Annotated in this window: 12 protein-coding genes; 1 reads left to right on the top strand and 11 read right to left on the bottom strand. The window is 73.6% G+C overall.

Annotation, left to right across the window (positions count from 1 at the left end; genetic code table 11):
- Positions 1 to 33: 33 nt before the first annotated feature.
- From pyrF to pyrR, 9 genes are all read right to left on the bottom strand, one after another.
- On the bottom strand, positions 34 to 891 hold the full coding sequence (gene pyrF, locus FB458_RS20245) for an orotidine-5'-phosphate decarboxylase (RefSeq protein WP_141850077.1): 858 nt from the start codon (positions 889 to 891) through the stop codon (positions 34 to 36).
- On the bottom strand, positions 888 to 1,835 hold the full coding sequence (locus FB458_RS20250) for a dihydroorotate dehydrogenase (RefSeq protein WP_141850078.1): 948 nt from the start codon (positions 1,833 to 1,835) through the stop codon (positions 888 to 890). Before FB458_RS20250 ends, pyrF begins: the two co-directional genes overlap by 4 nt.
- Positions 1,835 to 2,725, bottom strand: a complete 891-nt coding sequence (locus FB458_RS20255; protein ID WP_141850079.1) for a dihydroorotate dehydrogenase electron transfer subunit — start codon at positions 2,723 to 2,725, stop codon at positions 1,835 to 1,837. Before FB458_RS20255 ends, FB458_RS20250 begins: the two co-directional genes overlap by 1 nt.
- Positions 2,722 to 6,141, bottom strand: a complete 3,420-nt coding sequence (carB, locus tag FB458_RS20260; RefSeq protein ID WP_141850080.1) for a carbamoyl-phosphate synthase large subunit — start codon at positions 6,139 to 6,141, stop codon at positions 2,722 to 2,724. The genes FB458_RS20255 and carB overlap by 4 nt, the downstream gene beginning before the upstream one ends.
- A gap of 1 nt (position 6,142) precedes the next feature.
- Positions 6,143 to 7,309, bottom strand: a complete 1,167-nt coding sequence (gene carA / locus FB458_RS20265) for a glutamine-hydrolyzing carbamoyl-phosphate synthase small subunit (protein WP_141850747.1) — start codon at positions 7,307 to 7,309, stop codon at positions 6,143 to 6,145.
- Between the two features lie 62 nt (positions 7,310 to 7,371).
- Complete coding sequence (locus FB458_RS20270; protein ID WP_141850081.1) at positions 7,372 to 7,953, bottom strand: hypothetical protein; 582 nt, start codon at positions 7,951 to 7,953, stop codon at positions 7,372 to 7,374.
- Positions 7,950 to 9,269: a dihydroorotase gene (locus tag FB458_RS20275; RefSeq protein ID WP_141850082.1), complete on the bottom strand. Its 1,320-nt coding sequence runs from the start codon at positions 9,267 to 9,269 to the stop codon at positions 7,950 to 7,952. The genes FB458_RS20270 and FB458_RS20275 overlap by 4 nt, the downstream gene beginning before the upstream one ends.
- Entirely contained in the window at positions 9,266 to 10,276 is a 1,011-nt protein-coding gene (locus FB458_RS20280; RefSeq protein WP_141850083.1) for an aspartate carbamoyltransferase catalytic subunit, read from the bottom strand. The genes FB458_RS20275 and FB458_RS20280 overlap by 4 nt, the downstream gene beginning before the upstream one ends.
- On the bottom strand, positions 10,273 to 10,902 hold the full coding sequence (pyrR, locus tag FB458_RS20285) for a bifunctional pyr operon transcriptional regulator/uracil phosphoribosyltransferase PyrR (RefSeq protein ID WP_281286118.1): 630 nt from the start codon (positions 10,900 to 10,902) through the stop codon (positions 10,273 to 10,275). Before pyrR ends, FB458_RS20280 begins: the two co-directional genes overlap by 4 nt.
- A 161-nt stretch (positions 10,903 to 11,063) precedes the next feature.
- On the opposite strand from pyrR, the gene FB458_RS20290 reads away from it, so the two are divergent.
- Positions 11,064 to 11,354, top strand: coding sequence for a hypothetical protein (locus FB458_RS20290; protein ID WP_141850085.1), 291 nt, complete (start codon positions 11,064 to 11,066; stop codon positions 11,352 to 11,354).
- Positions 11,355 to 11,431: 77 nt separating this feature from the next.
- On the opposite strand, the gene FB458_RS20295 is transcribed toward FB458_RS20290, so the two are convergent.
- Positions 11,432 to 14,248 (bottom strand): bifunctional YncE family protein/alkaline phosphatase family protein, encoded by a 2,817-nt coding sequence (locus tag FB458_RS20295; RefSeq protein ID WP_141850086.1) that lies wholly within the window; start codon positions 14,246 to 14,248, stop codon positions 11,432 to 11,434.
- A gap of 225 nt (positions 14,249 to 14,473) precedes the next feature.
- Positions 14,474 to 14,887: a transcription antitermination factor NusB gene (gene nusB, locus FB458_RS20300; protein WP_141850087.1), complete on the bottom strand. Its 414-nt coding sequence runs from the start codon at positions 14,885 to 14,887 to the stop codon at positions 14,474 to 14,476.
- Between the last annotated feature and the right edge of the window lie 5 nt (positions 14,888 to 14,892).

Genomic DNA, 14,892 nt, shown 5'->3' on the forward strand with positions numbered 1-14,892 from the left:
GTGGTCACCCGGGGTGCAACGAGAGGGTCCCGCTCAGCCCGACGCGACCGCCTCGCGCAACGCCTCGGCGGTGGCCACCGCCCGCTCGCGCAGGGCGGCGACGTCGGGGCCGGCGGAGAGGACGTCGCGGCTGCTGCTGGCCAGGACCTGCGGCAGCGCCGGGCCGAAGACCCGGCGCACGCTGTCGAGGCTGCCGCCCTGGGCCCCGAAGCCGGGGGCGAGGATCGGGGTGCCGGCGGCGGCGAGGTCGAGCCCGAGGTCCTGCACCGCGCTGCCCACGGTGGCGCCGACGACGAGGCCGACGTGCCCCAGCTCCCCCCGCGCGACGGCGTCCGCGTTGTCGGCCGCCGCACCCGCGACGACCGACCCGGCGACGCTGCCGCTCTCGTCGAGGCGTGCGTGCTGGACTGCCGGGCCCTCGGGGTTGGAGGTGAGGGCGAGGACGAACAGACCCCGGCCGGTGGCGGCGGCGAGGTCGAGGGCGGGGCGCAGGGCGCCGTACCCGAGGTAGGGGCTGACGGTGAGCGCGTCCCCGGCCAGGGGCGAGCCGTCGGCGAGGTAGGCGTCGGCGTACGCCTGCATGGTCGAGCCGATGTCGCCGCGCTTGGCGTCGACGACGACGAGCGTGCCCGCGGCGCGCAGGTCGGCGACGACCCGCTCGAGGACCGCGACGCCGGCCGAGCCGAAGACCTCGAAGAACGCCGACTGCGGCTTGACGACGCCGACGTGTCCGGCGAAGGCGTCGACGCAGGTCATCGCGAACCGCTCCAGCCCGGCCACCGAGTAGTCCAGGCCCCACGCCTCGACGAGGCCGCGGTGCGGGTCGAGCCCGGCGCAGAGCGGCCCGAAGGTGTCCGTCGCAGCGCGCAGGCGGGTGCCGAAGGGGGTCATGCGGTCCTCTCGTGGGCCAGGCCGACGGCGCCGGCGAGGTCGAGGCCGCGCTCGTCGAGCAGCGTCTCGAGCTCGCGCAGGACGCGCGCGGGCGAGGTGGGGTCGTGGAAGGTGGCCGTGCCGACCTGGACGGCCGACGCGCCCGCGGCGACGAGCTCGAGGGCGTCGCGGCCGGAGTGGACGCCTCCGACGCCGATGATCGGCGCGGGCCGCAGGCGCCCGGTGAGCATGGCGCCGTGGACCTGCCAGATGGCGCGGACGGCGACCGGGCGGATGGCCGGGCCGGACAGCCCGCCGGTGACGCCGCCGAGGTGGGGCCGCATCCGGTCCAGGTCGATGGCCATGCCGAGCAGCGTGTTGACCATCGTCAGCCCGTCGGCGCCGGCGGCCAGGCAGGCCTCGGCGATGAGGACGAGGTCGGTGACGTCGGGGCTGAGCTTGGCGAAGAGCGGCACCCCGGGCAGCTGCTCGCGCACGAGCGTCAGCACGGCGGCCGACGAGTCGGGCTGGCAGGCGAAGACCAGGCCGCGGTTGGCCACGTTGGGGCAGGAGATGTTGACCTCCACCCCGACGACGGCGGAGAACGCCTCGCTGTCGCGCAGCCGCCGGGCGACCTCGGCGAACTCCTCGGCGTCCGAGCCGGCGATGGAGACCAGCGCGCGGGCGCCGACCGAGGCGAGCCACGGCAGGTCGTCCTCGACGAAGGCGTCGATCCCGGGACCCTGCAGGCCGATCGAGTTGAGCATCCCGGACGGCGTCTCGGCCATCCGCGGGGTCCCCCGGCCGGAGCGCGGCCCGCGCATGACCGACTTGGTGACGAAGGCGCCGAGCCCGGCGACGTCGAGGAAGCGGTGCAGCTCGCGGCCGTTGGCGGCGCAGCCACTCGCCGTCATGAGCGGGTTGGGCAGGACGGCGCCGGCGAGGTCGGTGCTGAGGTCGGCCATCAGTGCCCCCCTCCCCCGGCGGCCACCGGCGCTCCCACCGCGTCGGCAGGCACGGCGCACCGCCCGTCGGCGAAGGCCTCCCAGCGCACGGCGTCGCCGCGGAAGACCGGCCCCTCGAGGCAGGAGCGCACCATCTTGGTCTGCCCGTCGTCCTGGACGACGGGCATGACGCAGGTCATGCAGATCCCGATGCCGCAGGCCATCGCCTCCTCGACGGCGACGTGCGCGACGGCGCGGTGGGCGGCGGCCACGTCGGTCACCGACCGCAGCATGGCCATCGGCCCGCAGGCGTAGAGCGTGGTCGCCGACGAGCGCCCGATGACCTCGGGCAGGACGTCGCTCACCCACCCCTTCGTCCCGGCCGAGCCGTCGTCGGTGGTGACGCTCACCGCGTCCGCCGTACGACGCCCCGCCTCGACCCCGAAGAGCCGGTCGGCCGTGGCGGCGCCGAGGACGAGCTCGACGTGGCTGCCGGCGGCCCGCAGCTGCTCGGCCAGCCAGCCGAGCGGGGCGCTGCCGTAGCCGCCGCCGACGAGCACGCAGCCGGTCGGCTCGTCGGGCAGTGGGAACGGCGTCCCGAGCGGGCCGACGACGTCGACCGCCGCTCCGGGTCGCAGGCCGACGAGCCAGTGCGTGCCGGCGCCGGCGTCGGCGACGACGAGCTCGACGGTGCCCGCGGCCGGGTCCACGCGGTGGATCGAGAAGCAGCGGCGCAGCAGGTGAGCCGTGTCGTCCCCGCCGACGGCGACGGCGACGAACTGCCCCGGGCGGGCCGGGGCGGCGACGGCGGCCGCGTCGAGGACGAGGTGGCGGTAGGCGCCGACCGGCTCGTTCGAGAGCAGCCGGGCGGCCACCTGCGCGACCGGGGTGTCGGGGACCTCGCCGCTCACGCGACGGGCTCCGGCACGGTCGTTGCCCGGGAAGCGGTGTCCGCGGGCGCGGCGCCGTACAGGCCGTAGAGGTCGAGGTCGCGCGCGTGCTCCTGCAGCGGCTTGACCTCGAGCACGCCCTGGCGCAGCGCCTCGATGCCCTGGACCGCGGCCCACAGCTCCTGGACCGTCGTGATGATCGGCTTGCCCGCGCTCGTCGTGGCCGCGCGGATCTCGTAGCCGTCGGCGCGCTCGGCCTGGCCGGTCGGGGTGTTGACGACCATCTGGATCTCGCCGGCGTTGACGAGATCGACGATGGTGCGCTCGTCGGTCGCCGCCGGGTCGCCGTCACCCCGCTCGGAGATCTTGCGGACCACGGTGGCCTCGATCCCGTTGCGCCGCAGCACGTCCGCCGTCCCGCTCGTCGCGTAGACGTGGAAGCCGAGGTCGACCAGGCGCTTGACCGGGAAGATCATCGCGCGCTTGTGCCGGTTGGCGATCGAGACGAAGACCGACCCGCTCGTCGGCAGCCCGCCGGAGCTCATCTGGCTCTTGGCGAAGGCCATGCCGAAGTCCTTGTCGATGCCCATGACCTCGCCGGTCGAGCGCATCTCCGGGCCGAGCAGGCTGTCGACGACCTTGCCCTCCTTCGTGCGGAAGCGCTGGAAGGGCAGGATCGCCTCCTTGACCGCGACAGGTGCGTGCTGCGGCATCCGGCCGCCGTCGCCGTGCGCGGGCAGGACGCCCTCGGCCCGCAGCTCGGCGATGCTCGCGCCGAGCATGACCCGAGCGGCCGCCTTGGAGATCGGCACCCCGGTCGCCTTGGCGACGAAGGGCACCGTCCGCGACGCGCGCGGGTTGGCCTCGAGGACGTAGAGCACGTCCTGGGCGAGCGCGAACTGGACGTTCATCAGACCGCGGACCCCGATGCCCCGGGCCAGCTTGAGGCACGACTCGCGGACCCGGTCGAGCTCGGCGCTGCCGAGGGTCACGGGCGGGAGGGTGCACGAGGAGTCGCCGGAGTGGATCCCGGCCTCCTCGATGTGCTCCATGATCCCGCCGACGTACATCTCCTCGCCGTCGTAGAGCACGTCGACGTCGATCTCGATGGCGTCGTCGAGGAAGCGGTCGACGAGGACCGGGTGCTCGGGCGAGGCGACGGTGGCGCGCTCGACGTAGCCGGCGAGCGTCGCGTCGTCGTACACGATCTGCATGCCGCGCCCGCCGAGGACGTACGACGGCCGGACGAGGACGGGGTAGCCGATCTCGCCGGCGACCTTGACCGCCTCCGCGGCGCTGAAGGCGGTGCCGTAGCGCGGGGCCGGCAGGCCGGCCTCGTCGAGGACGCGACCGAACGCGCCCCGGTCCTCGGCGAGGTCGATGGCCTCGGGCGAGGTGCCGACGATCGGCACCCCCTCGGCCTTGAGCGCCTTGGCCAGGCCGAGCGGCGTCTGGCCGCCGAGCTGGACGATCACACCCGCGACCGGGCCGGCCTGCTGCTCGGCGTGGACGACCTCGAGGACGTCCTCGAGGGTGAGCGGCTCGAAGTAGAGCCGGCTGCTCGTGTCGTAGTCGGTCGACACCGTCTCCGGGTTGCAGTTGACCATGACGGTGTCGAACCCCTTGTCGCGCAACGCGAACGACGCGTGCACGCAGGAGTAGTCGAACTCGACGCCCTGCCCGATCCGGTTCGGGCCGGAGCCGAGGATGATGACGGCGGGCCGCTCGCGCGGCGTCACCTCGGTCTCCTCGTCGTAGGAGGAGTAGTGGTACGGCGTGCGCGCCGCGAACTCCGCGGCGCAGGTGTCGACCGTCTTGTAGACCGGGCGGACGCCGAGCGCGTTCCGCACGCCGCGGACGACGGCCTCGGGCATCCCCCGCAGCTGCGCGATCTGGGCGTCGGAGAAGCCGTGCCGCTTGGCCAGGCGCAGCAGCGCCGGGCTCAGCTCGTCGGCCGCGGCGACCCGGTCCGCGACGGCGTTGACGAGGGCGATCTGGTCGAGGAACCACGGGTCGATGCGGGTGACCTCGTGGACCCGCTCGACGCTCGCGCCGCCGCGCAGCGCCTGCTGCACGGTGACGAGCCGGCCGTCCGTCGGGACGGCGGCGAGCTCGAGCAGCTCGGCGAGGCGCTGCGGGTCGTCCGGGGTCGGGCCCTGCCAGTGGAAGGTCGCGCCGGCGCGCTCGGTGGAGCGCAGCGCCTTCTGCAGCGCCTCGGTGAAGTTGCGGCCGATGGCCATCGCCTCGCCGACCGACTTCATCGTCGTCGTCAGCGAGGAGTCGGCCGCGGGGAACTTCTCGAAGGCGAAGCGCGGCACCTTGACGACGACGTAGTCCAGGGTCGGCTCGAACGACGCCGGCGTCTCCTGGGTGATGTCGTTCGGCACCTCGTCGAGGGTGTAGCCGATGGCCAGCTTGGCGGCGATCTTGGCGATCGGGAAGCCGGTCGCCTTGGACGCGAGGGCCGACGAGCGCGAGACGCGCGGGTTCATCTCGATGACGATGATCCGGCCGTCGACCGGGTTGACGGCGAACTGGATGTTGCAGCCGCCGGTGTCGACGCCGACCTCGCGGATGACCTTGATGGAGATGTCGCGCAGCCGCTGGTACTCGCGGTCGGTGAGGGTGAGCGACGGGGCGACGGTGATCGAGTCGCCGGTGTGCACGCCCATCGGGTCGAGGTTCTCGATCGAGCAGACGACGACGACGTTGTCCACGTTGTCGCGCATGAGCTCGAGCTCGTACTCCTTCCAGCCGAGGATCGACTCCTCGAGGAGCACCTCGGTGAGCGGGCTGGCCTGCAGGCCCTGGCCCGCCATCCGGCGCAGCTCGGCCTCGTCGTGGGCGAAGCCGGAGCCGAGGCCGCCCATCGTGAAGGACGGGCGGACGACGACCGGGTAACCGAGCTCCTGCGCGGCGGCCAGCGCCTTGTCGAGGGCGTGGGCGACCTTGTCGTGCTCGGACGCACCGGCCGGGGCGTCGTCGGCGTTGCAAATGACGGACCGGGCGGACTCGGCGCCGCAGCGCTCGACGACGCCCTTGAACTTCTCGCGGTTCTCGCCGAGCTCGATGGCCTCGACGTTGGCGCCGATGAGCGGGCAGCCGTACTTCTCGAGGACACCGTTCTCGTGCAACGCGATCGCGGTGTTGAGGGCGGTCTGGCCGCCGAGCGTCGCGAGCACCGCGTCGGGCCGCTCGCGGGCGATGATCTTCTCGACCACCTCGGGGGTGATCGGCTCGACGTACGTCGCGTCGGCGAACTCCGGGTCGGTCATGATCGTCGCCGGGTTGCTGTTGACGAGGACGACGCGGATGCCCTCCTCGCGCAGGACGCGGCAGGCCTGGGTGCCGGAGTAGTCGAACTCGCAGGCCTGGCCGATGACGATCGGCCCGGAGCCGATGACGAGGACGCTCGTGATGTCGTCGCGCTTGGGCATGTCAGTTGCTCCCGTCGGTCGTGCTCGTCGTGGACCCGTCGCGGCGGGTCGTCATCAGCTCGACGAAGCGGTCGAAGAGGTAGGCGGCGTCGTGCGGTCCGGCCGCGGCCTCCGGGTGGTACTGCACCGAGTACGCGGGGACGTCGAGGCACTCGAGGCCCTCGACCACGTCGTCGTTGAGGCACACGTGCGAGACCCGCACCCGCCCGTACGGCGTCGTCGACTCACGGTCCGTCGGGGCGTCCACGGCGAACCCGTGGTTGTGCGCCGTGACCTCGACCTTGCCGGTCTTGCGGTCCATCACCGGCTGGTTGATGCCGCGGTGGCCGTACTTCAGCTTGTAGGTGCCGAAGCCGAGGGCGCGGCCGAGCAGCTGGTTGCCGAAGCAGATCCCGAAGAACGGCACCTTCGCGTCGAGCACCTCGCGCAGCAGCGCGACCTCGGTGTCGGCGGTGGCCGGGTCGCCGGGGCCGTTGGAGAAGAAGACGCCGTCCGGCTGCACCGCTCGCACCTGCTCCCAGGTCGAGGTGGCGGGCAGGACGTGGACCTCGATGCCGTGCTCGGCGAGGCGCTGCGGCGTCATCGCCTTGATGCCGAGGTCGACGGCGGCGACGGTGAACCTCTTCTCCCCCACCGCCGGGACGACGTACGGCTCGGCGGTGCTGACCTCGGCGGCGAGCGCCGCACCGGCCATCTCGGGGGCCTCGCGCACCCGCTCGGCGAGCAGGTCGGGGCGGGCGTCGGCGTACTCGTCGCCGGCGAAGATCCCGACACGCATCGCGCCGCGCTCGCGCAGGTGGCGGGTGAGGGCGCGGGTGTCGATGCCGCTGATGCCGACGACGCCCTGCTCGCGCAGCTCGTCCTCGAGGGTCTTGGTCGAACGCCAGCTGCTCGGGCGCAGGGCGGGGTCGCGGACGACGTACCCGGCGACCCAGATCCTGCGCGACTCCGGGTCCTCCTCGTTGACGCCGGTGTTGCCGACGTGCGGGGCGGTCATGACGACGACCTGGCGGTGGTAGCTGGGGTCGGTGAGCGTCTCCTGGTAGCCGGTCATCCCGGTGGAGAAGACGGCCTCGCCGACGGTCTCGCCGAGGGCGCCGTACGACTCGCCGCGGAAGGTGCGGCCGTCCTCGAGGACGAGGACCGCGACCTGGCGCGGACGCAGCAGGTCCTCGAGGTCGGGGGCCGCGCTCGCGGTCGGGCTGGCGGTCGGGCTGGGGGGCGCGGCGGTCACGCGGTCTCCTCTGGTGCGGGGTCGGAGGTGGCGGGGGCGGTGGTGGCGAAGGCGGCGGTGGTCAGGTCGGGACGCAGCACGCGCAGCGCGGCGGCGAGGGCGGCGCGGCCGCCGGGCGTCGTCGGGACGAACCGGGTCTCGTACGTCGTGCCGGGCGCGGCCGGCGGGTGCCAGCGGACGGTGACCGGGGTGTCGGCGGCGGCGCGGCCTGCGTCGAGCCCGTCGACGGCGACGAGCTCGGCGGCCCGGGCGCGCAGCGCGGTCCCCCTCGTCGGGCGCCAGGCGAGGGCGCCGTCCGCGACGGTGAGGGTGGCGTGGCCGGCGCGCGCGAGGTCCGGGGCGACGTCGCCGTCCGGCGAGGTCGTCCCGAGGTAGCGGCCGGGCACGCCTTGGTTCGCGTCGACCGGCTCCCCGGGCGCTGCGTCCGAGGTCGTGGCGGCCGGAGCCACCGACTCCTCGGACGCAACGGGCTGGGTCACGGGCTCGGTGGGGCGACGGCGGAGGCGACCGACCCAGACGATGCCGTACGCGACGCCCAGGAGGATGAGGGCGACGCCGACGGCCTGCGTCGTCGTCACGCCCAGGCCTCCTCGGCGAGCAGCGGCCGCCCCTCCGAGGCCGTACGACGCCCCCGCAGCCAGGTGCCGACGACGGCGCCGGTGAGCGTGCGGCCGTCGTACGGGTTGTTGCGCGAGAGCGACACCGAGGCGGCGGCGTCGATCGTCGTCGCGCGGTCCGGGTCGACGAGGACGAGGTTGGCCGGCGAGCCCACCTGCAGCCCCTGGCCGTGCCCGTCGAGCCCGGCGATCCGCGCGGGCGCGCTCGACATGACCCGCGCGACGCCGGCCCAGTCGAGCAGCCCGGAGCGGACCATGACCTCGCTGACGACCGGTAGCGCCGTCTCGAGGCCGAGCATCCCGAAGGCCGCGTCGACGAACGCGTGCTCCTTGTCGTGCCGGGCGTGCGGCGCGTGGTCGGTGGCGACGGCGTCGATGGTGCCGTCGGCGAGCGCGGCCCGCAGCGCCTCGACGTCCTCGGCCGGCCGCAGCGGCGGGTTGACCTTGTAGACGGGGTCGTAGCCGGCGAGCAGGTCGGAGGTGAGCAGCAGGTGGTGCGGCGTCACCTCGGCGGTCACCGCGATGCCCTGCGCCTTGGCCCAGCGCACGACCTCGACGGTGCCGGCGGTCGAGACGTGGGCGACGTGGACGCGGCTGCCGGTGTGCCGGGCGAGCATGACGTCGCGCGAGACGATGGTCTCCTCGGCGATGCCGGGCCAGCCGGGCAGGCCGAGCCGGCCGGACAGCTCGCTCTCGTCGCAGCACGCCTCGCGCCCGGCGAGGGTCGGGTCCTGGGCGTGCTGGGAGACGACACCGCCGAAGGCCTTGACGTACTCCAGCGCCCGGCGCATGACGCGGGCGTCGGCGACGCAGTGGCCGTCGTCCGAGAAGACGCGCACGCGCGCCCGCGAGCGGGCCATCAGCCCCAGCTCGGCGAGCTCGTGGCCCTCGATCCCCTTGGTGACGGCGCCGACCGGCTGGACGTCGACGAGCCCGCAGGACCGACCGAGCTCGAGCACCCGCAGCGCCGCCTCGGCGGTGTCGGTGACCGGCGAGGTGTTGGCCATGGCGAGGACGGCGGTGAAGCCGCCGACCGCGGCGGCGGCCGAGCCGCTGGCGACGGTCTCGGCGTCCTCGCGGCCGGGCTCGCGCAGGTGGGTGTGCAGGTCGACCAGGCCGGGCAGCAGGACGAGCCCGTCCGCGTCGACGACCTCGGTGTCGCCGTCGCGCTCGGCGGCCGGCACCCGGCCGACGGCCGCGATCATCCCGTCGCGGACGAGGACGTCGGCGGCCTCGCCGCCGAGCGGGCGGGCGCCGGTGACGAGGGTGCTGCTCACGCGGGCACCTCCGTGCTCGTCGTCGCGGTAGTGCTGGTGGGCTGCGTCTCGTCGGCGCCCGCGAGCAGGTGGTAGAGCACCGCCATCCGCACGGCGACGCCGGCCGAGACCTGGTCGAGGACGAGCGAGCTGGCCGAGTCGGCCGCGTCGGCGGCGATCTCGAGGCCGCGGTTCATCGGGCCGGGGTGCAGGATCGCGACGTCCGGTCGCGCGTCGAGCAGCCGCTCGAGCCGCGGCCGGGTCAGGCCGTAGCCGACGGTGTACTCGCGCGGCGTCGGGAAGTACCCGCCGCTCATCCGCTCGCGCTGGACGCGCAGCATCATCACCGCGTCGACGTCGCCGTGCGACCCGCTGAGGACGTCGTCGAGGTCGTAGGACGTCTCGAACCCCTCGGCCTTGCTCCACGGTCCGACCCCGCTCGGCATGAGCGTCGGCGGGGCGACCGCGGTGACCCGGGCCCCGAGCCGGGCGAGGGTGATGACGTTGGACCGGAAGACCCGCGAGTGGGTGAGGTCGCCGACGATCGCCACGTGCTTGCCCTCGAGCGAGCGGTCCTCGCCCCCGATCTGGCGGCGCAGCGTGTAGGCGTCGAGCAGGGCCTGGGTCGGGTGCTCGTGCGTCCCGTCGCCGGCGTTGACGACGCTGCACCGCACCCACCGGGCGACCTGGTGCGCGGCGCCGGAGGCGGCGTGCCGCATGACCAGGGCGTCGACGCCCATCGCGTCGATGGTGCGGACGGTGTCGCGCAGCGACTCGCCCTTGCTCGTCGAGCTGCCCTTGCCGGAGATGTTGATCGTGTCGGCCGACATCCACTTGCCCGCGATCTCGAACGAGCTGCGCGTGCGGGTCGAGTCCTCGAAGAAGAGGTTGATGATCGTCCGGCCCCGCAGCGTCGGGATCTTCTTGACCTCGCGGGTCTGCACGTCATGCATCGACTCGGCGGTCGTGAGGACGGCCTCCGTCTCGGCCCGGCTGAGGTCCGCGGAGCTGAGCAGGTGGCGCCTCATGCCTCCTCCCCCGTCGCGTCGGTGGTCTTGCCGCCGCTGATCTTCACCGAGTCCTCCTCGCCGTCGACCTCGGCGAGGCGCACGTGGACGCGCTCGCTGGAGGAGGTGGGCAGGTTCTTGCCGACGTGGTCGGCGCGGATGGGCAGCTCGCGGTGGCCGCGGTCGACGAGGACGGCGAGCCGCACGATGCGGGGCCGGCCGAGCTCGGCCAGGGCCTCGAGGGCGGCGCGGATGGTGCGCCCGGAGTAGAGGACGTCGTCGACGAGGACGACGACCTTGCCGTCGACGCCGCCCGGCGGCACCTGGGTGCGGGCGACGGGGCGGACCGGCTGGCGGCGCAGGTCGTCGCGCTGCATCGTCACGTCGAGCGAGCCGATCGGCACGCTCGTGCCCTCGACCTCCTCGATGACGGCGCCGAGCCGGCGGGCCAGCTGGACCCCGCGCGAGGGGATGCCCATCACGACGAGGCCGTCGGTGCCCCGGTTGCCCTCGAGGATCTCGTGCGCGATGCGGCGCAGCGCGCGGGAGACGTCCGAGGAGGCCATCACCGCCCGAGCGTCCGCGGGGACCGGTGACGGTCCCGGGTTCTCCGGGCGTGCCGATGAGGGCTGGGCAGCAGCCGACACCAGAGCCTCCTTCCCCGCCTCACGGGACGGTCCTTAAAGGATGTCTGTTGCCCTTCACCTTACCGGAGCGTCGACCCGGTGCCGACGTGACGTCCGGTGCGCGGCCCGGCACCCAGCCCCGGGGCGGTGTGCCGGGTCGGCAACCCGGGTAGGCCACGGCCATGACGGACGTCAGCAACGAGAACATGCCCCCCGAGCCGCACGACGGCATCGACGCCGCCGCGGGCCAGGACGCCAAGGCCTTCGAGCGCAACCAGAGCAACCCGCTCGCCCGGGCCTCCGACGGCGGCCCGCCGCCGACCGAGGCTCCTCAGCCGGGCGAGCTGCCCGAGCGGGGCGGCACGGGCGTCGGCGACCCCACCGCCGGGGTCGAGATCAGCGACGAGGACCTGGACGAGGCCGTGCCCGGCGACACCGGACCCGAGCACCCGGGCGTGCGCCGCCAGTCCTGACCCCGCCCGCGCCACGACGGCGCCCTCCCACCGACCGCGGTGGGAGGGCGCCGTACGGCGTGCTGTGGCGACCGACGTCAGCCGTCGCTGTCGGCGACGGTGGGAGCCACCGTGGCCGGGGTGGCGCCCTTCGCCGTCGACCCCGGCGCGGCGGCCGGCTGGTCGTCGGGGTCACCGGTCGGCTTGACGTCGCCGCCCGGGACCTCGTTCGGGTAGAGCACCCGGCTGTCGCCCGGGTAGGGCTTGCTGAAGCCGTTGCCGGCGTAGAAGATGTCGCGGTTCTCCTGCGCCATGTTGACCATGTCCTCGGTGCGGAAGTCCTGCTGGGCCGACCACGTGGCCCACGCCCGCTGCACGTCGCTCGTCGCGGCCGACGCCCCCGGGTTGGTGTTCGTCAGCGGCACCTGGTTGGGCCGCACGGTGTACGGCGTGAGGTCGGGCGTCGACTGGAACGCGTCGTACATCGGCTCGGCCGTGAGGTCCTGCTGGTTCATCGGCGGCAGCCCCAGGATCTGCTCGATGGTCCGGATGAGGTTGAGCTGGCTGTAGTACGAGTGGTCGACGACCCCGTGCGCGGCGTAGGGGCTCGCGACGAGCGCGATGTTGCGGTGCCCGTCGACGTGGTCGACGCCGTTCTGCGAGTCGTCCTCGATGACGAAGACGGCCGAGTCCTTCCAGTACGGGCTGTGCGAGATCTGGTCGATGATCCGCCCGGTCGCGAGGTCGTTGTCGGCGACGTACGACGACGGCGTGGTCGCGCCGGGCGTCGTGCCCTCGGTGTGGTCGTTCATGATCCACAGCAGGTTCAGCGCCGGCAGGTCGGCGTTCTTGACGTACCGCGTGAAGTCCTTGCTGAAGAGGTCGGCGCGGTACTGGTCGGGGATGTTGAGGTCGAAGTTCGGGAAGTCCGGCCGGGTCACCTGGGCCAGCGAGGGAATGTCGGTCTTGGCGGTGTAGGTGCCGAGCGGGTAGGTCAGCGGCCCCGGCGCCTTGCCCTCGAGGACCTGGCTGTCGTGGAACCACTGCGGCCGGCTGCCGTCCGTGGTGCCCTGCCCGGACGTGTCGACGTACGAGTCGATCTGCTCGCCCCAGTTGACGACCGACTTGCCGTGGGCGAGCGCGTCGTCCCAGATCCAGCCGCTCTTCGCGTCGCTCATCGGGTCACCGGTCTGGTAGGACCGGGTGTAGTTGCCGTACATCTGCTGCATGTAGTTGTTGACGAAGGCCTGGTCGAGCCAGTGGTGCCCCTCGGCCGAGTTGGTCCCGTCGCTGTAGAGGTTGTCGACCAGCGGGAACTGTCGCGCCAGCGCGTGGAAGTTCGGCGTCGTCGCTCCCCCGAACTGCGCCAGCGACGGGTCGCCGTTGCCGCGCGGGTCGTCGCCGAGCACCTGGTCGTAGGTGCGGTTCTCCTTGACGATGAGGAAGACGTGCTTGATCGTCGACGGGTCACCGACGTGCAGCGGCACGGGCACCGGCTTGGCGTTCCCGCTGCCGGCGCGGTTGCGCTCGACGAGACCGTTCCACTGGTTGTCGGCGAAGACCTGCTTGGTCCACTGCGCCATCTGCGCGTTCGTCGGGACGGGCAGCGTCTGGACCGTTCCCACGAAGTTGTATCCCAGATGAGCAGTGGCGGGGGTCGTGCCGACGCCCTCGTCGATCGTGCCGGGCGCACCGACCGACCCGAGCCCCTGCTCGCTCGCCACGACGAGCCGCTTGAGGCTCGCGCTGAAGCCGATCCCGCTCGGGTACGACCCGGTCGGGATGAGCCCCTCGAAGCTCGGCTGCGTGTAGGCGCCGTCGTACGCGTAGACCGCGACCGCGTTGTCGCGCCCGAGGCTCACGCCCAGGTGCGTGGCGTCGAGCATCGCGAGCCCGTCCGGCGAGGCGCCGTACGGCGACCCGGGGGCCGGGTTCGCGACGAAGGTGCGCCCGACGCGGTGCTTCACCGTGTCGATGCTCGTCACCGTGTCGTCGTCGCTGTTGGCGACGACGACGCTGGTGCCCACGGCGAGCAGCGCGCTCGGCTGCAGCCCGACCTTAAAGGTCGCGATCTGCGTGCCGGTCGCGAGGTCGACCTCGGAGACGGTGCCGGTCGACGGCGCCGCCGAGCGGTTGTTCGTCACGACGGCCGTGCCGTACGAGTCGTCGGTGCGGTCGCCGGGCGTCGCCGGTCGGCCGCCCTGGTTGCTCACGTAGGCCTTGCCGTCGACGACGACGACCGAGTTCGGCACGTTGCCGACGGTCACCTGCCGGGTGACGGCCGGCGGGGTGGCCGTCGTGTCGACGCTGGCGAGGGTGTTGTTCGCGCTGAGGGTGACGAGCAGGGTCGTGCCGTCCGGCGCCCACGCGAGGCCGGCGGGGACGGGCAGCCGCCCACCCGCGCCGGGCAGGGTCACCGTCGTCTGGTGCGAGAGCGTCCCGTCGGCGGCGACGTCGAAGCGGGCGAGCCCGCCGGGCTGCGCCGCCCACAGCGTCCTGCCGTCCCGGCTGTAGAGGATCCCGCCGTCGGAGATCTTGCCGGTGCCGGTCTGCTGGCGCACGCGGTGCGTCACCAGGTCGACGACGGTGACGATCCCGGTCGTCGCGCCACCGGTGTTGAGCGCGGCCGCGCTGCGCCCGTCCGGGCTGATGGCCAGCCCGAAGGGGCGGCCGGTGACCTTCGTGACGTCGCCGACGGGGCGCACGAACTGCCCCGTCTGCGTGAGGTAGCCGCCGTCGGCCTGCTGCCCCACGAGCTTCGTGCCGAGCGGCGTGTTGCCGCGCACGGCGGCGTATGCCGTCCCGCCGCCCACCACGGCGAGCGCGAGTCCTGCCGCGACCACCGTACGGCGCCGCGTACGACGCCCTCCGTCCGACCGCCCGCGGCGGTCGGGTCCCACTGGTTCCTGCGTCATGCCCGTCCTCGCTCCGTCTCGAGGGGCGGGGTCCGGTCCCCTGCCACCGCCCACCCCGTGACGTCTCCCGACGGTAGGAACCGGCCCTGGGAGGGACCTCCGAGGACGGCCACACCGGCGTGAAGCGTTGGCGACGGCTGGGTGACGGGCCGGTCAGCGGCCCGTCACCACCAGGTCAGAGCCCGGTCAAGACCGCAGGTGGGACAGCAGGTGGGACCGCGCCCGTCAGACGAGGGTGGGCTTGACCTCGACGAGCCGGCCGAGCAGACCGTTGACGAACGACGGGGAGTCGTCGGTCGACAGCTCGGTGGCCAGCAGCACGGCCTCGGAGACGGCGACGGCGTCGGGGACCTCGTCGTTCCAGACGATCTCCCACGCACCGAGGCGCAGGATCGTCCGGTCGACGGCGGGCATCCGCTCGAGCGTCCAGCCCTGGCTGTAGGTCGTCAGCAGCTCGTCGATGTCGGCGCGGTGCGCGAGGACGCCCTGGACGAGCTCGACGGCGTACTCGGGCACCCGCGGCCCACCGGCCGGGTCGGTGACCCGGTCGGCGAGCAGGGTGGCCGGGTCGAGCCCGCGCTGCTCGGCCTCGAAGAGGACGTCCAGCGCGCGCTTGCGGGCCTTGGAGCGGGCAGCCACGGGAG

The organism is Lapillicoccus jejuensis (assembly GCF_006715055.1).
Lineage (GTDB): Bacteria > Actinomycetota > Actinomycetes > Actinomycetales > Dermatophilaceae > Lapillicoccus > Lapillicoccus jejuensis.